Origin of the sequence: Desulfosporosinus acididurans (assembly GCF_001029285.1) — a bacterium.
GTDB classification, from domain to species: domain Bacteria; phylum Bacillota; class Desulfitobacteriia; order Desulfitobacteriales; family Desulfitobacteriaceae; genus Desulfosporosinus; species Desulfosporosinus acididurans.
This window is the reverse complement of the sequence record NZ_LDZY01000002.1, coordinates 338,363-354,481: the sequence shown is the minus strand read 5'-3', so window position 1 is coordinate 354,481 and position 16,119 is coordinate 338,363. Positions and strand designations below refer to the sequence as shown.

22 protein-coding genes, 1 tRNA gene and 1 riboswitch are annotated in these 16,119 nt (G+C 40.8%); of the genes, 5 read left to right on the top strand and 18 right to left on the bottom strand.

Annotation, left to right across the window (positions count from 1 at the left end; genetic code table 11):
- Positions 1–52 precede the first annotated feature (52 nt).
- The 13 genes from gvpO to DEAC_RS03780 all read right to left on the bottom strand — a co-directional run bounded on the left by gvpO (position 53) and on the right by DEAC_RS03780 (position 8,121).
- Positions 53–328, bottom strand: a complete 276-nt coding sequence (gene gvpO, locus DEAC_RS03840; RefSeq protein WP_047808700.1) for a gas vesicle protein GvpO — start codon at positions 326–328, stop codon at positions 53–55.
- Positions 329–343: 15 nt separating this feature from the next.
- Complete coding sequence (gene gvpJ, locus DEAC_RS03835; RefSeq protein ID WP_047808699.1) at positions 344–565, bottom strand: gas vesicle protein GvpJ; 222 nt, start codon at positions 563–565, stop codon at positions 344–346.
- Positions 566–650: 85 nt separating this feature from the next.
- Complete coding sequence (locus DEAC_RS03830; RefSeq protein WP_047808698.1) at positions 651–872, bottom strand: hypothetical protein; 222 nt, start codon at positions 870–872, stop codon at positions 651–653.
- A gap of 5 nt (positions 873–877) precedes the next feature.
- On the bottom strand, positions 878–1,762 hold the full coding sequence (gvpN, locus tag DEAC_RS03825) for a gas vesicle protein GvpN (protein WP_047808697.1): 885 nt from the start codon (positions 1,760–1,762) through the stop codon (positions 878–880).
- Between the two features lie 4 nt (positions 1,763–1,766).
- The gene (locus DEAC_RS03820; protein ID WP_047808696.1) at positions 1,767–2,183 is read right to left on the bottom strand and encodes a hypothetical protein; all 417 of its coding nucleotides are present in this window, start codon (positions 2,181–2,183) and stop codon (positions 1,767–1,769) included.
- Positions 2,184–2,259: 76 nt separating this feature from the next.
- Positions 2,260–2,466, bottom strand: coding sequence for a gas vesicle protein GvpJ (gvpJ, locus tag DEAC_RS03815; protein WP_047808695.1), 207 nt, complete (start codon positions 2,464–2,466; stop codon positions 2,260–2,262).
- 239 nt (positions 2,467–2,705) lie between these two features.
- The gene (locus DEAC_RS03810) at positions 2,706–3,152 is read right to left on the bottom strand and encodes a hypothetical protein (RefSeq protein WP_207642575.1); all 447 of its coding nucleotides are present in this window, start codon (positions 3,150–3,152) and stop codon (positions 2,706–2,708) included.
- Positions 3,153–3,262: 110 nt separating this feature from the next.
- On the bottom strand, positions 3,263–3,487 hold the full coding sequence (locus DEAC_RS03805) for a hypothetical protein (protein ID WP_047808693.1): 225 nt from the start codon (positions 3,485–3,487) through the stop codon (positions 3,263–3,265).
- A gap of 335 nt (positions 3,488–3,822) precedes the next feature.
- The gene (locus DEAC_RS03800) at positions 3,823–4,134 is read right to left on the bottom strand and encodes a hypothetical protein (protein ID WP_047808757.1); all 312 of its coding nucleotides are present in this window, start codon (positions 4,132–4,134) and stop codon (positions 3,823–3,825) included.
- A 74-nt stretch (positions 4,135–4,208) separates the two neighbouring features.
- Positions 4,209–5,255 carry a DUF6385 domain-containing protein gene (locus DEAC_RS03795; protein ID WP_047808692.1) on the bottom strand — a complete coding sequence of 349 codons (1,047 nt, stop codon included), beginning with the start codon at positions 5,253–5,255 and terminating at the stop codon, positions 4,209–4,211.
- Between the two features lie 516 nt (positions 5,256–5,771).
- On the bottom strand, positions 5,772–6,518 hold the full coding sequence (locus DEAC_RS03790; RefSeq protein WP_047808691.1) for a UPF0280 family protein: 747 nt from the start codon (positions 6,516–6,518) through the stop codon (positions 5,772–5,774).
- The gene (locus tag DEAC_RS03785) at positions 6,519–6,920 is read right to left on the bottom strand and encodes an NIL domain-containing protein (protein ID WP_047808690.1); all 402 of its coding nucleotides are present in this window, start codon (positions 6,918–6,920) and stop codon (positions 6,519–6,521) included.
- 4 nt (positions 6,921–6,924) lie between these two features.
- Positions 6,925–8,121 (bottom strand): homocysteine biosynthesis protein, encoded by a 1,197-nt coding sequence (locus DEAC_RS03780; RefSeq protein WP_047808756.1) that lies wholly within the window; start codon positions 8,119–8,121, stop codon positions 6,925–6,927.
- A gap of 181 nt (positions 8,122–8,302) precedes the next feature.
- Positions 8,303–8,429, bottom strand: a riboswitch (SAM riboswitch).
- Positions 8,430–8,583: 154 nt separating this feature from the next.
- Between DEAC_RS03780 and DEAC_RS24495 the strand changes: the two genes are divergently transcribed.
- Together DEAC_RS24495 and DEAC_RS03775 are read left to right on the top strand one after the other, a co-directional pair.
- Complete coding sequence (locus DEAC_RS24495) at positions 8,584–8,718, top strand: hypothetical protein (RefSeq protein WP_282433304.1); 135 nt, start codon at positions 8,584–8,586, stop codon at positions 8,716–8,718.
- Between the two features lie 361 nt (positions 8,719–9,079).
- The gene (locus DEAC_RS03775; protein ID WP_047808689.1) at positions 9,080–9,418 is read left to right on the top strand and encodes a P-II family nitrogen regulator; all 339 of its coding nucleotides are present in this window, start codon (positions 9,080–9,082) and stop codon (positions 9,416–9,418) included.
- Between the two features lie 68 nt (positions 9,419–9,486).
- Here the strand turns inward: DEAC_RS03775 and DEAC_RS03770 are convergent, their stop codons facing one another.
- The gene (locus DEAC_RS03770) at positions 9,487–10,746 is read right to left on the bottom strand and encodes an ammonium transporter (protein WP_047808688.1); all 1,260 of its coding nucleotides are present in this window, start codon (positions 10,744–10,746) and stop codon (positions 9,487–9,489) included.
- Positions 10,747–10,985: 239 nt separating this feature from the next.
- Positions 10,986–11,285 carry a hypothetical protein gene (locus DEAC_RS03765; RefSeq protein ID WP_161796413.1) on the bottom strand — a complete coding sequence of 100 codons (300 nt, stop codon included), beginning with the start codon at positions 11,283–11,285 and terminating at the stop codon, positions 10,986–10,988.
- Between the two features lie 348 nt (positions 11,286–11,633).
- On the opposite strand from DEAC_RS03765, the gene DEAC_RS03760 reads away from it, so the two are divergent.
- The 3 genes from DEAC_RS03760 (at position 11,634) to DEAC_RS03750 (ending at position 13,015) form a co-directional block, all read left to right on the top strand.
- Positions 11,634–12,068 carry a hypothetical protein gene (locus DEAC_RS03760; RefSeq protein ID WP_047808687.1) on the top strand — a complete coding sequence of 145 codons (435 nt, stop codon included), beginning with the start codon at positions 11,634–11,636 and terminating at the stop codon, positions 12,066–12,068.
- A gap of 203 nt (positions 12,069–12,271) precedes the next feature.
- Positions 12,272–12,589, top strand: coding sequence for a hypothetical protein (locus tag DEAC_RS03755; protein ID WP_047808686.1), 318 nt, complete (start codon positions 12,272–12,274; stop codon positions 12,587–12,589).
- Between the two features lie 350 nt (positions 12,590–12,939).
- Positions 12,940–13,015: transfer RNA gene (locus DEAC_RS03750), tRNA-Thr, on the top strand.
- An 84-nt stretch (positions 13,016–13,099) separates the two neighbouring features.
- On the opposite strand, the gene DEAC_RS03745 is transcribed toward DEAC_RS03750, so the two are convergent.
- The 3 genes from DEAC_RS03745 to DEAC_RS03735 are packed head-to-tail and all read right to left on the bottom strand — an operon-like array spanning position 13,100 to position 15,954.
- Positions 13,100–14,569: a sodium:solute symporter family protein gene (locus tag DEAC_RS03745; protein WP_047808685.1), complete on the bottom strand. Its 1,470-nt coding sequence runs from the start codon at positions 14,567–14,569 to the stop codon at positions 13,100–13,102.
- Positions 14,569–14,763, bottom strand: a complete 195-nt coding sequence (locus DEAC_RS03740) for a DUF3311 domain-containing protein (RefSeq protein WP_047808684.1) — start codon at positions 14,761–14,763, stop codon at positions 14,569–14,571. Before DEAC_RS03740 ends, DEAC_RS03745 begins: the two co-directional genes overlap by 1 nt.
- A gap of 12 nt (positions 14,764–14,775) precedes the next feature.
- A complete protein-coding gene (locus DEAC_RS03735) occupies positions 14,776–15,954 on the bottom strand; it encodes a M20 family metallopeptidase (RefSeq protein WP_047808683.1) in 1,179 nt (392 codons plus the stop codon).
- Positions 15,955–16,119 lie beyond the last annotated feature (165 nt).

Sequence of the window (16,119 nt, the reverse complement as noted above, 5' to 3'; positions counted from 1 at the left end):
CTCAATTTCTAAACACTGAATTCTAAAAAAGAAAGTCATGTCACGACACGACTTAATAATCTTCAGAATTCATATTAGTGAGTTGATCTCTTTCTCTCAAACTAATCCTCTTGTATCCTAAGATCTCTAAGTTAATACTTACTTCGACCTCATAAATCCCAACAACATCGTCCAGAGCCCGTCGCCGCTGGTACTCGGAATCCTCGATTGTTTCAACTTGAACTAACCAAGTATCCTCATAACGCTTTACGCCAATGACATGAGCTTCTTTTTCTAAAACATCTTGAAAGAAATCTTTGACATCGCTAACTAATTTGTGGATATCCATGCTTTAGCTCCTCCTTCAATATTCCATTATGGAAGAGTCAGCTAGGGTTAGCCCAATGGCGGAAGCGTATTTCAGGTAGGTATCCACTGAAGCGATGACAATGCGCGCTTCAATGGTGATAAGTTCAATTCCTACTAAAGAAATTCTAACAAAGGCATCAATAACAATCCCCTTGTCAAGAATTCGGTCAATGACCTCCGTTAAATTAGTCGACTCTACGCTTTTGATCAATGCCATACTCTGACCCCCTCCCAACCTTGCCTAACTCATATATATTAGCTGGGGGCAGAAATCATGACAGATTAGTTTAGCTGCATGAAACTTAAATTCTATTTCTCTTCAAGATCTTCTCAAGCTTTTGCAGCTCTTTTTGAACAACCTGAACCCTTTCCTCAATTATATTAACCCTCTTAGCTATTTGCCCTCGCTCAGCTGTGAGTCGGTGCAGTTCCTGATCGTAAACATGCATCTGAAAGTAGCTTGGTTTATGGTCATGAACTAGTGGCCGAATTAGTTTCGGTCTAATAGGCGGTGATTGATGCATTATTCTCACTTCCTATCTTCTGAAATATACTTTTCTAATTCAGTTCTAATGCGTTCCAGCAATTGATTATTGCTAACATCATCACTCTCATAGAAAATCTCCGAACCAATAACATCCATTAACACCTGAAGAAATACAGGGTTTTCGCTCAGAGGTTTAAAACCCCTGGTCGCCAGGATTGTTGCAACCATAATAGAAGCCCGTATGCTGGGTTTCTTGACTGAATTTCTCCGAATTCCACGGATGATGTCGACAATCCTTGCTGCTTCACGCCAGGGTAATCCTGAACGCCCTGAAACTATAGCCACTTCCGATTCTCGGTCTAATCCTCTTATTGGAATAGTTATAACACGATCTTTCAAAGCGTCTTGCAGTATATGCACTCCTGCGTATTCTGACGGATTACTGGTAAAGATTACCGAGAAGTCAGGATGAACACTCAATTTTGTTTCTCCTTTTTGCAAGGTAGACAAATCAAGTGTCCTTTCCTGCAACACGGCAAGCAGGACATTATTCGTCTCTGGCTTAGAACGAGTAAAGTCATCATAGACTAAAGTATACCCATTCCTACAGGCATGAGTGATTCTGCCATCGTACCAGACACTATCCATCGCTTCCTCGGCTTTCCAAACAGAATGAACATAATTATCGAGTACTTTCCTTCTACGCATCCCCGAGTTTCCGCCCACTAAATCTGAGGGTTTATACTCATCATTACCCTGGAGAGTCACTACCGGACGACCTAATAACTCTGCAATATGCATGGCTAATGCAGTTTTTCCTGTACCGGCCGGTCCACAAAAATGAACAGCATATCCTGCCTGGAGATAGAGTACTGCACGGTTCATTAGATCTTTAAAATATGCGGTCTCTATAAATGCATCCGGCATTACCTTACCTCCCTATACGTTTTTTAGTCGCATACTCTCCAAATTTGCGTTCTATTTTTTCTTCAACTATCTTCTTACCAAAAAGATACTCCCCTGCTTTATACCAACCTTTGAGTTCTTCTTCACGTTCTCCTGCCCATACCATTCTTTCTTCTACTTGCGATTTAAAATTTGACACCAGTACCTTCTTCATGTCGGAATGTTCAACTTCTAAATTTTCAAGCAATTCTTGGGCACTTTCCAAAACCTGCTTGATGGCCACCAGCTGATTTCTTTGATCAACCTTTCTCTGTTCAGCAAGTTCATCTTTATCGTTTTTTACTTTTGTCCAAATTTCAGTTTGTATCGTTTCTAATTCATGCTTCCTTTGGTCAAATTCCTCACACAACACATTCCCTAATTCAACAAGATTCATACTCATTCTTACTTCCCCTTTGCAGCTAAATGAATGGGAGGGAGCATTTCCCCCTCCCATAAAGGATTTCTAAATCGTTAGATTAAAAGTCATGGTGCATTTCTGTTAATCCAACAGCTGCTGCGTATCTCAGCCAAGTATTAACACTTGCAATTACTACACGAGCATCAACTGCGAGCAATTCGATTCCAACGAGAGAAACACGCACATAAGCGTCAATTACAATACCTTTTTCTAAAATCCGATCCACAACTTCGGCTAAACTTGAGGAGTCAATGTCCTTTTTCATTTTTCTGCCACCTTTCTAAATTTTAGAAGAGGATCTTTGGGATATTGCACTAGATTTACTTTTCACCTTCCCTCAATCTCTTTCACTCCCAATTTATGTGAATTGCCCAAAAGGTGTGCAAGCTTTTCTAGCTTTTAGCAATTAAATCCCTCTCTCCGTTCCCCTACACTCTATGTGCTGAGGGCTCTTCTCGTTACCGTTAAAAAGGGCATTCCCTCAATTTCAAAATCAACGTTCAACTACCCTTTAAGGTTGTACCTTTTCCATTTCCGCATAAGAGTGTTTGCAATTAGTTCAAAGTCGGATGACGCAGTGAATATTATTTCATGTTCATCAATGCCATCTTTAGTAACAATGCAAAGAAATTTCTCGTCTAACGCAGGTTTCTCATTAGCCTCTCTTTTAATGTTCGGAAGTTTAGGTAACTCTGAGATAATTTTTATCGAATTAATCTGTGATAAGTGGAAAACTTTACGGTTAAAGGCTATAGCATCCATTGGATGAAACGAGATAGCCATTGTCCCTTGTTTTAACTCAGGATGACCGCCAATCATTTTGATCACTTTCGCAGCGTAGGGTTTACCATATTTTTCGTCTATCTCCTTATAACCATTGCGGGATTTTATGAAAACAATAGCTAATGCAACTACTAAAAAAAAGCAAAGTCCTATAACAATTGTACTCATCACATTAATCTCCTCCTAACTAGATGTGGAAATTGATCAGTTCATCCGGTCATTCTCACAATAATTATTTCCTCCTGCATATAATAATCATCTTCCAGATCTTCCTGTTCTCATGAGCCATTTAAACGACTTAATAATCGCTCTATCGTGATTTGAAGATCATTTTTTACCCGTGCAGCTTTTACACTAATATTAAGAAAATCAAGCGCTCCTACAACTGACCCACATTCAACACACTGAATAAAGAGTACTGCTCGCGTCGTTCCTTCCAGATTATTGGCATAAACAGCTTCAAATTTTTGGCCCCCACATTTCAAGCATCGTGATTGAGCCATATGAATTCCTCCTTATTAAAATAATTACAAGTTTAGCTAACTATTGACTACAATTCTCCTCCCTAACATATAATTTCATCGCCTTGTTAGTATAGTATTCATGTTTAGACGTAACGATTTAGTTTTGAATAAGCACTATATAATCTTTATTAAGTAAACTTATCTGCTAATTTAATGTCATTACTACAGCAAGAAACCTTGAGACATAGTTTAGAAGCCCAATATCAGGGCTCCTTATAAATAATTATCTTCTATTAATTGGTATCTTCCATGCCAAAGGTCCAAGCTAAAACAGAACAAGGGGCCGTTGCATAATGAATATCCATAAAATCCTGCTACTGTCTCCTTGTTTGGTTTTGTCCAACCGTATGGAAAAAATCATGAGCAAAATTGGCTCCTTTGCCAATGACCAAGCCGGTTATAACAACTCCAGTTATGGGATTGATCGTATTAACATTGAGCAATTGCAAAGCATTAACATTGCTTTGAAAAGCAAGAATTAACCCAAACGTTAAACTCAACAATTCCAACGTTAAGGGCCTGAACTTATTCGGGAAAATCGGAATTGCATATACGATATCCTTAAAGATCTCAACCAATTTTTCAACCACCACGGCCAATATAGATATTAAAGCTAAGCCATCCACAGCAAACGCCCCCCAGATATGAATCTCTTGTGATTCAGTATATTTTGAAGGATGACAATCTGTTCCTCCCTTACCTAATTTTGAGCCTGAACCCAAACTCTCAAGGAGGTTAAACCTAGGGCCTCAAAGCTTAATCTGGCATAGCGTAAAAAACCTTCCGGGGCAACCATAATTATGGTTTCTGGTTCCACGTTTTTTCGTTTACCGATATTCAGCCAATGAAAGCCGTCCGGGCTTAGTTGAGCCTGCACATAGACGAGTTCAGGTCCCATATTGTATATGGCAAAGGAATAACGGGAAAGGGCAGAAACATCACGAATGGTTGAATAGCATATGACTTGACCAGCTGAAACTTCTTCGATGCTTTCTTGAAATCCATGACCACTTATTTCAACTTGAGCCCGTCCAATACTGGTTGTAGCCAAAGGCACTTGCATACTTCCATAGATTTGCACTTTGTCACGTTGAGATGTTAAATTTCGAATATCCCCATGAACTTTCGCTTGAATGTTAACAGGAATGTTTAGCGGAATCGGAGTCGCAAGCTGGATTGGTTTTAAAATTTCTCCAATGGATTGAATATGTTCGATCGGAGGACTAATTGGTTTGTTGATCATTCTCCTGAAACGTTTAGGGGTAAGTGGATGGGCCACTAATTTGTAGAGTGCTAACTGGCCTGGACCCATGATTCCTGTTTCCAGACGCAGATCTTTAATCTCCGGCTCGATGATTATTAATTTCCTAAATTGCACAATTTCCCGAGTGCTTGACCCAGAATTAAAGCAAAACATCCTCGGCAGTAAAACATCTCCGTTAGCAAGAATTGGATAAAGATATAGAAATACTTGCAAGGCAGGTTCTCGACATTGAAAAACCACTTTTACCAGCCAATGCTTCTTTCCGCTGACCTCTATGGTACTGTCATTTGTTTGGATAATTCCCGCCTTAACGCTTGCTGAATTAATAATTTCTACGCCAACTCTGCCTTGAGATTCCTGCATAAAATTCCATTTCGACGCATAATTTCCGCCAATGGGCAACCAGTCTTGTGGAAAATCTCCATGTTCACAAGCTTTTTTAAAATCACCATTACAAATCTGATTTGTCACAGTCTTTTTCATAGTTAGCCCCCTGTCTTGGGCAATTGTTTCAATTTATCCTATAGATCAATTGGCACAAATAGCACTTAAACTTGTAACAAACCGAAAAATATTATTTTTTAGTAACTCTTTAAGATCAGCAAGATTAATGATCCAAAAAATGGGCATTGATTCCTTTCGTATTTCGTGCTAAATTAGGGTTGTACAAAGGAATTAATAAGAAGATAAAGATAATTGCGCAAAACTAAAACCTCCCGACGGGGAGGGTTTTTTTTTCTCTTTTATCCAGTTTTTAAGCCCCCCACTCCTATAAGTGAGGCCACTGAAAATCTAGGAGAATCTACTGTTTGGTTATTCAAGGCCACCATATACTGCAGGAAAATGGAAAGTCAGCACTATATATGGTGCTGACCTTCTCGGGGATAAAGTTTTTCAGTGTCCTCCTATAAGTGGGGGTGGGTACTTCGTTAACTTCAGGTGGGGTAGAGTCCCCTGAAAAACTACAATTTTTAATAATACTGTGACCAATGGATAATATTACACGTTCATTGGCACGAGTTTAATAGTCCCCCAGGCAGCTAATTGGTCATTCTTAATTGCCAGACATCCCTTGATTCCTGGGATCTGAGAGGCAAATTCAACGGTTTTTTCCAAATCCCGCTCCGATTGTATTAAGTTTCCGCAAGCAGTTGCTACAGCATCCGCCAAAGCTGCAGAAGTAGAAAGAATAACTACGGCATCAGCCTTGCCAAAACTTAGCGAAGGACCCACTTTACCGGAAGACGTGCATATTCCAAGGGGAGTCTGTTCCGGATGGATTTCAAGGGCTATCCGGTTTGACAAAGGGGAATCTCCGGCGAAGATTCCAACTTTACGAATGCGAGTCGTTTTCATGAAAATATCTCCGCCGTTTTCCACGATAACATCCCGAGAGCGTTTGGCTATCGCTTTTCCTACCCACTCAGCTACTGCTCCCGCCACAGCCGCCATTGGGCCTACACCCGCTAAACGACCGGCTTCAGACATGGTTTTAACGATCAAGGGGGCATCCTCAGGTACTTCATAAGGAATTAAGGCCTTTTGAAACCCTGGGTCTTTTTGAATATACGTCTCCAAGGGCTTGCGGCAGGAACAGATTGTATCCTCGATCCATTTCACCAATTCTGGAGAAAAACGTTCTTTACGAATCCCGATATCCAGATCCGTTTCTTGCACCATCACTTGAAAATGCTGCAGGTCATCTTGGCGATGCAGCTGCCGGTAGGTACGTTCTGAAAAGTCCACTTAGAGATGAACCTCCATTGCCCGCATCGGGCAAATTTTCGTACATAGCATACAAACGATGCACTGGTCTTCATCAAAATGAACCTCCATAGAAGGACGCTCGATGTATAAAGCCCCTGTGGGGCAAAGTCCCGTACAAGCTCCGCACATTACACACTTTTCTTCATTGCGGACAATTCCTTGTTTAAGATCTTGGACAGAAACCCCCAACTCACGCAAATATGCGAGCCCTTTTTCGCTCTGATCTCCAGTGACCTCTAACACCATAGTTCCCTCTTTTTGAGGATTAACATCTGCTCTAACAATATTAACAACTAAGTCAAAGTCCTTAACGAGACGATAGACGATAGGCTTGACCGAGATATCGGATCTAAAGCGCAAAACGATTCTTTTCGGTGCCATATAATTAAACCTCCTTAATACTATGAGCCACAATTCCATCTGCTGGTGACGGGAGGGACTTAACTGGCTCAGTTAATAAGAAGTCTCCCTTCTGGATCCATTTTTTAAGCGTCGCAGCAACCTCCCGAGCTCTTGGCATACTTGACAAGGGTGAGGTTTGGATTTCTTTGCCCTGCACCGTTATCTTGCCGCTTTTCAGTTCTGCATAACTGACATACCCCAAGTTTCCAGGAGTAAAGGAGGGATATGCTTCTCCGTAGTCTACTATGGGGGCAAACAAATCTTCATCCTTCATAGCAGCATAGCGGGTAATTTCTTCATTGAGCAGCGGAATTGGTATTCCAATTCCCACGCTAAGTGTTGCCCCGTAACCTAGAAAGCTGGTACCGACCAGCCACTTAGGACTCATTTGTTTCAGATCGCCAATAACAGCAAGGGTACCCCCTGCGCCGCCAAGCTCTTTTCCATCGACATTCGTCATGGCCGGGAAATGCTGAGTCCCGTTCCAGGCCACATACCCCACACCGCCGCCGAGGAAAATCTTCGTACCTACACCAATCGTTTTAAAATGAGGATCCTTTAGAAGAGGACTCAGTTCTCCTGAGGTGGAATAGTTTGCATTACCCATTTGGGGTTTCAACATTCCCATGTAAGTATAAACTGTCCGATCAGTTAAATTCACCGCACAGTTATAATTCTGATAGGCATTACGCGGGTTAAAAAGAATAGCCTCATTGATCTCATCAAGCGTTATCATAGTTTCCAAGCTCTTGCGGGGATAACAATTCGTTCCATAAGCTATAGCTTTTAGTTTAACTGGTTTACGAGCTACCAAATCTTGTATGACATGTCCCCCGCCATAGCGGAACTCACCAGGAAAATTACTATTCAAGGGATCTTCCTCAGGCAGCTCTGCTGCCCCAAGATAAGCATCAACAGCTGCAATTCCCGCATAGGCTGATACACCGTTGAGCCAGACCTTCTGCATTTTCATGCGCGGCTTCGTATGCCCGAAACTCAAAAAAGCTCCTGAGGAACACATTGGGGCAAAGGTTCCCGTTGTGACAACATCGACCTCACGGGTTGCCTCTGTAAGCCCTTTTTCCTCTACCAACGCTATTAGTTCCTCTGCTGTCACAACAACGGCTTTCCCAGTTTTGATCTTAGCGTTAATCTCTGCGTATGTTTTCTCAATACTCATAAAAGACCCCACCTCCAGATTTTGTTCCGCTTTATCCTTGTATTCTTTAAGAAATTCCCCTTCTAAATAGAGTGATCTGGAGCCAGGAGACCTGAAAAATCCCTTTCGTATGCCTATACTATACATAGGCATCGAAAAGGCCTCTTCTAGTTCGAAGAGGCCAAATTATTCATCGACACTCCTCTTATCTATCAGAAGAATTCACTCCTGCAAGAATTAGCACCATACCTTGCGCTGACAAACATTGTCACAGCAAAGCGGGTTGCCGGGTTTCATTGGGCTAGTCCCTCCACCACTCCGGATAAGAGCATACTTATACAATTCACTACGCTGAGTCTAACATGTGTTACATACCATGTCAATATAATCTCCGTATATTAATACAGAAGTTACCTCTTCGAATCTTTGTATAAATTAATGATTGACCAGGGAACTATAAATGCATTACGAGGAGGGATAAGAATGGAACAACAAGATCAGTTCAAAGCAAAAAAGCGGCCCTTTCCAAAGCGTGAAGATCTCCCCTGCGGACATTCAGCAGACCAGGATGGGCGCACAGATTACGGCAGAGATAAAGAAACTACCTTTCCTCAGTAACTGTTTCATCAGGATTCGCCTTGCATTAATGTTAAGACTCCTGAAAGCCCGGATACTCTGGCAGCAGAAAAATAATCAACAAGGATTAAGGAGGCCTATTTAACATGTCCAATAAAGCGGCTGATTCAACCAAAACAGGAAAACCCGATCGAGGCAAAAATTCACCCTTTAAGAAGAAGACACCACAAAACCGGGTTTAAGACCCGGTTTTCATATGATGATGCATCAGTTATGTTAGTGTCTCTATTAAAATCTATGATACTCGCACCTGAGGATATTATCCCAAATGGCTTTCTGTTATAATAAAGAGGATTGTATCTTAAAATATTCCTCATAGAACCATGAACAGGCGGTGACAATCATGAAAAAAATCGAAGCTATAATTCGGCCCGAAAAGCTAAATGATGTTAAAACAGCTCTTTCGGATCTAGGAATCAATGGGATGACGGTCTCTAATGTCTCAGGATTTGGAAATCAAAAAGGGTATACCCAAATTTATCGCGGTCAAGAAATTGTCTCTAAGCTCTTGCCGAAAATAAAACTTGAAGTTGTCGTTAGTTCAGCCAGGATTGATGAGGTTATCTCTTCCATCGTTGAATCTTCTAAAACCGGCAAATTCGGCGACGGTAAAATCTTTGTTTACGACGTAGCTGATGCAATCCGGATCAGGACAGGTGAACATGGCGAAGAGGCTCTCTAACCTTTTGAAACCACTTAATTTTTTGGGGAACCTATTTAGGAAATTTAAATGGGATTATTATCTTAAACTTAAATATAAACATTCTCTGTAAGTTCAAAATCAGGATAAGCATTTTCTCGATGTTGAGTTAAATCTAAACCATTGACTTGTTCATCATCGGTTGCCCTTAGTGGCGTGAACAAAGCAACCACTTTTAAAATAACAAATGTCATAACGCCAGTAAAGGCATAAGTGACAGCTATCGCAAGCAGCTGAATGAGAACAGGATGAATTCCGCCGCCATTGAGCAAACCATTATGGCCTTGGGGATTAAGACGCATATCTGCAAAAATTCCAGTAGCCAGGGTTCCCCATGTGCCTCCAATACCATGAATACCAAAAACATCGAGAGCATCATCGTAACCTAACTTATCCTTAAGTACACTAACACCTAAATAGCAAACCCCTCCCGCGACAAATCCAATCAGCAGAGAACTCCCAGTCGATACAAATCCTGCAGCAGGCGTAATAGCAACTAAAGCAGCAATAATACCGCTGATTGCTCCAAAAACAGTAATTTGACGGCGATGGAACCATTCCAAGAGCGCCCAGCCGATCATTCCAGCTGCTCCTGCTATTTGGGTTGTGGCCAAAGCCAGAACAGCCAGTCCATTGGCACCCATAGCCCCTCCGGCGTTAAAACCAAACCAACCGAACCACAACAGACCTCCCCCCAAGAGAACATTAGGCATGTTATGAGGAATATTAAACTCGTACCCAACTTTCAGCCGTTTTCCAATGATTAGGGCTGCAACCAAGCCAGATACTCCTGATGCCATTTCTACAACTGTTCCGCCGGCAAAGTCCATGACGCCGAGATTCCTCATCCAACCCCCTACTCCCCAAACCCAATGGGCCAGAGGAATATAAACGAACGTACTCCAAAAGAACATGAATAAGAGAAAAGCGGGGAAACGCATTCTTTCTGCAGTAGCGCCACTGACAACCGCTGGAGTAATAATGGCAAACATTAGCTGAAACAAAAAGAACAATAAATGAGGGATCGAAGGTGCATAATCAGGGTTAGGAGTAAGTCCCACATTTTTTAAAGCAAACCAGTCCAAGCCTCCAATAATATGCCCATGATCGGGACCAAAGGCTAAGGAATACCCAAATACGACCCAGACAACGGTAACCAGCCCTATTGCGGCAAAACTTTGCATCATTATTGAAAGGACATTTCGTTTTCTGACCATCCCTCCATAAAACAACGCCAATCCTGGAGTCATTAAAAATACTAAGATGGTCGATAAAAAAACAAATGCGATATCCCCGGAGTTAAGAGTCATCATTTATGCCTCCTGCCTAAAATTTACTTCCCTGCATAAAAAATTAAAATTAATGTGCCTATAATGGCAAAAAGGCTCTAAAACGGCGTCACTAAGAACGCCGTTTTAGAGCCTCTTTGCTCACTTCTAACGACAAAACTGTATTACAATTATAACTTCCTTCTCTATAACTGTCTAGCTATTTTAATACTTAATATTGTATACAGGCAGCTATCTTGCCGCGGAGTCCATATTTTTATTCACTTGGTCATCAGTCTGCTAAAAAAATGATTAACCGCATCGATAATTGTCATTGCAACAGTCGCAGCCCCAATTACAAAGGTTGCCCACCACCGACGACTTTTTATTTCCTGCTCCTTATAGGTCTCAAACTCTTTTCTGGTCACATAGTTTTCGACCATAAGCAGATGTAAGCGAGCAACAGCATCTTTGACTTCCTTGACATCACCTTTTATCTCTGTAATATCCTCTTTAAGCGCCTGAATTTCAGCATCCCCCATCGCAACTCCCCCGTGCCTCGCTTTATATCCCATCGCCATCGTTCTCTTAGTTCAACTTATGCACCCCGCCCATTAAGTGTTCACAGTTTGTCCTGATCTTTTTGCTATAATTTTACTCGTTAAATCACCAACGCCTTTAAGCTCTTAAATGTTTAATCTTTAAATCACACAAAGCATGGGATAACAGGGTAAAATTATGTGATTTAATTCAAATATTTTCTTAATGACAAAAGCAAATTGCCGATAATTCAAAAATATATTTTTAAACTCACGTTTTAAATCTATATTGGTAAGTCTTGGTGCTATGTCCACTAACATCTTCTTGAATAGCTAGCCTTTTTACTGTAATTTAATGAGGTAATTATAATAAAAAGGAGATGAAGAGAATTGCTATCTTTAAAGAAAATTGCTATTACGACGGCTCTCATGGTTGTCGTATCCGCTGGTGTAGCACTTGCAGATAACCCGAGTTTTCTAACTGCTTTGGTTCAAAATGTAACTTCAAAAATTACCGCCTTAGTCTCTCCGAACGTTCAATCCGCTACGGGCTCTTTGAATGATACTACTAATCAATCGGAGCAGGATCTTCAGAATTATAATAATCAATATCTGCAAGATGTGACTAACACTCTTTCTCAATTCACATCGACTTATGCTGCACAGAAGCAAAACGATTTGAGAAATCAAATTCAATCTTATAAATCTCAAATGGATTCTCAAAAACAACAATTAATCCAAAACGCTGAAAATAGCATTCAACAGCAAATTGATACTCAATATAATAATAATATGAATAAGATTCTTAGCGATTTATCTAAGTAACGACAAGCGTGAGGTAAGATTCAGATTGACTCACAAATAATGAAGTTTCTCTCCATTTCTTAAAGCCGGAAATGGGATTTCTTTGTTTGCATGTTTTTTGCAAAAATATCCCTTAAAACTACGAACCACTTGAAAATAATGGAATACGCTAAAGATATAAGGGACAAGATGTAGCCTTTAAATAAACAAAGGAGGAAAGAAAATTGGATGAGCAAGAATTAGAGCTTTTCCAGGATATTCATGATTCAATTCGAAAATGCAGGCCCAATTGTAACTGTGTTCCATGCCCTCAAGGCGGTCTAGGATTTGTCGAAGACAGTTTGTTTATTGTTAGAAATCACAAAATAATTTGGGCAGTAATTCTGTTTAACGGGGCCATAGCCTTTAAGGAAGTCTCCCCAGAATGGATGCAACTATTTTCAGTAATTATCGTAAATTCGCCGAGTATTTTCGTTGAATTTGACAGATGTCATAAAATAGTTGAGTATACTTCCCACCAAGATAAAGTCTTACCGAAATAGTTTCTGCTGCCTCCTTGAGTGAACAACAGCCCCCTAAGATAGAATAAGGCCATCCATACTTAGGGGGCGTTTTAAGTGAAATATATTTATCTTTTTCTTTTTATTTAGTAACATGACGTAACAAAATGGCATAAGATCTAATGCGCTTAATTAAGCCAGTCCTTGGACAGCGTCATAATTATCTTATCTCAAGTCAGCCCTCATCGACTTTGATGAGGGTCTTTTTGGCGAAAATAGTGACGTCAATGTCCTAAAGAAAAAAATTGGCAGCAGCTTGTGTTAAATCTCTGTCAAAAGTCATTGACAATCACTCTAAATCTTGATAAAATAATATTCGTCTCAATGCATATGCCGATGTAGCTCAATTGGTAGAGCAGCTGATTTGTAATCAGCAGGTTACAGGTTCGAGTCCTGCCATCGGCTCCAGCTATATAGATTAAAGGCGCTTGTAATAAGCGCCTTTTTTGATGCCGTTTTTCAGAGTGCGTAACCGATAATCTTAGAGTCTTTCTATTTTGCATGCTGAACGTTGCTTTCGTTAACATTTAAGCCATGGGTAGCAAGACTAACGATCGCCATAACAACGATATTCACAACAAGGGCAATGATACCCACATTAAGATCTTTAACCGCTTGCGGGAGCGAGGGGAAAATCGTACCAACGGTAATATTAGAAGCCGTAACAATACTAACAGTCAGAACGCCTACGAGTATACCTGCAAAGGCGCCTTGCTTAGTAACAAAGTTGTTCTTCATTAAACTAAAGATAAAGGCCGGAAATAATTGAGTGACCAGGCTATAACCCATTAAAAGCAGAGTTACAATTGTTTTTCCGCCTTGCAAAGTAAAGTAAACTGCAACAAGAGCTATGATAGGGACTAAATATTTAGCCATTTTGGCAACTTGCTGGTCAGTCGTGGAAGGAACAAATACTTTATAGATATTTTTGGCAATTAAGGTGGCAGAAGCCATGAGAATCATTGAGCCAGGAACGATAGCAGTAAGAAGGCCTGCTGAACCAATTATCCCGACGAACCACGTAGGAAAGGCAATTTTAGAAAGCCTTAAAAGTGACAGATCTCCATTTTTGAGACCGGGAACTTGCAAGACAGCGACAAACCCCACAAAAAAGACAAAAAGCAAGACTAATTGATATAGAGGTAAGAATATCGCATTTTTACGAAACTCCTTCTCGCTTTTGGCTGAATAGATAGCTGCAAAGAAATGAGGCCACATGTAAAAGCCCAAAGCCGTTAAGAGAACTGTTGAGATAAACCAAGATACACTTAGTCCTTTAGAAGGTAAAGCTAAAAATCCCGGTTTTGCTTTATCAATGGCCATAAACATCGATTGGAATCCACCGTAATAATGGTAAGGAAGATAAATCCCCATAAAAAGAACGAGCAGAAGAATCATGGAGTCCTTAACGACTGCGGTCCAAGCCGAACCATGAATACCTGAAACCATAACATAAATGGTAACGACGATAACTCCAATCCAAATGGCCAGGGTAGGAGAAACAGATCCATAAGAGGCTTCCGAGACAATGTTTCCCAGACCTGTAAGCTGAAGGACTAAATACGGAACGAGAGCAATAACTCCTACTAATGAGACTAGAACACCCAGCGCAGGGCTTTTATATTTCGTAACAAAAAAGTCTGATTGGGACATCAAATTGTGATCTTTGGCATATTTCCAAACTGCTGGCAGCATCCAATAGGAAATAACATAGGCCAAAGTACCATAACACAAGATGTAGAATGTAGGACCTCCTTTGCCATAGGCCCATCCGCTGCCGCCAAGAAAGGTAAAGGTTGTATAAATTTCTCCAGCCATAAGAATAAAGATAATCATGGCACCGAAACCGCGTCCTCCCACAGTCCATTGTTCCAGATCCATTTGTTTTCCTTTCTTGGCTCGTATACCTAAATATAGGGAGAAGAGCAGAAAGGCGAAAATTATTAATAAGGCTGAGTTCATTATTTATCACCTCCGTGATTAATTGGATCAAGTTTATAAATGAGTCCCATAATAATAGAGGTTACCACTACAGATAAGACAATCCAAAAAAGGATAAACGGCATGCCTAAGACATAAGGAGTTACTCTATTTACAAAAGGCATACTGCAAAGCATGAAAATAAACGGTATTATTGCCAACCAGCGAAAATTCATAATAATGCCCCCCTAAACTTTTAATAATTTAAATGCTGCGTTAGTAAAGAGTTTTACCCCCATCACCATGATATCTTCATCGATAGTAAAACGCGGATGATGGTGCGGATAAGTTATTCCTTTTTCCGCATTACCGGCGCCAATAAAAATAAAGCTGCCGGGAACTTCGTGCTGATATGCTGAAAAATCTTCTGCTATCATAGTTGGACGCACAGTTTCGAGGACTTGATCACCCAAAACTTCTCGGATTGTTTCCTCCATAATGCGAGTAAGGCCTACATCATTAATGACAGGTTGGTAACCCTTCACAAGTTTAAATTCATACTCAGCTCCATGAGCTTCGGTTACTCCTTTAACAACTTGCTCCATTAAACGTGGGACCAAGTCACGGTTTTCAAGCGATAGCGTCCGAATAGTACCTACGATTTCTGCACTATCAGGGATTACATTATCCGTGGTTCCCGCAACAAATTTCCCAATCGAGATAACTACATTATCCAACGGATCAATATTACGGGCAACAATATGTTGGAGATTGGTCACTACCTGTGCTCCAATAACTATTGAATCAACCGATGTATGAGGGGCACCTGCGTGGCCTCCTTTTCCCTTAATAGTTATATGAAATGTATCGGGGGCGGCCATCATAGGACCATAAGCTATCCCGATTTTGCCCGCTTCCAGCTGTGACCAAACATGCGCTCCGATGACTTGGTCTACACCTTTCATTACGCCGGCAGCGACCATTTCCGATCCCCCGCCTGGGAAGAGTTCTTCAGCGTGTTGAAATAAGAAGCGAACCTCACCTTGAATTTCATCCTTTAATCCACTGAGGATCTTAGCCGTCCCCAGGAGCATTGCCGTGTGAGCGTCATGGCCACAGGCATGCATAACTCCGGGATTCTGAGATGAAAATTCAAAGGTATTTTGTTCCTGGACAGGCAAGGCATCCATATCTGCCCTTATTGCTATAACTTTACCGGGTTTAGCTCCAATAAGTCTAGCAACGACACTGTTTCCAACCGGTCGCGAAAGCTCCAGATTACCAAAGGATTGAAGAGTCTCGTAAACAAACTGACCGGTCTTTTCTTCCTTAAAGGATAACTCTGGATGTTGATGAAGATATCTTCTCCAATTGAGGATTTCATCGTTGATTTGTTCTACAAGATTATTTAGTGTGATCGTTTCCATAATAATAGATGCTCCTTTTACCCTATGAGTTTGATAAGTATCAACCAATGCCCTATGGGGAAATAAAATATGTTTGTTGCTAAGTATATTACAACTAATCCATAGCTCACCTTCTTATTCACATTTACGGTTATATTTCGGTCATAACCATTTATATTTATTATA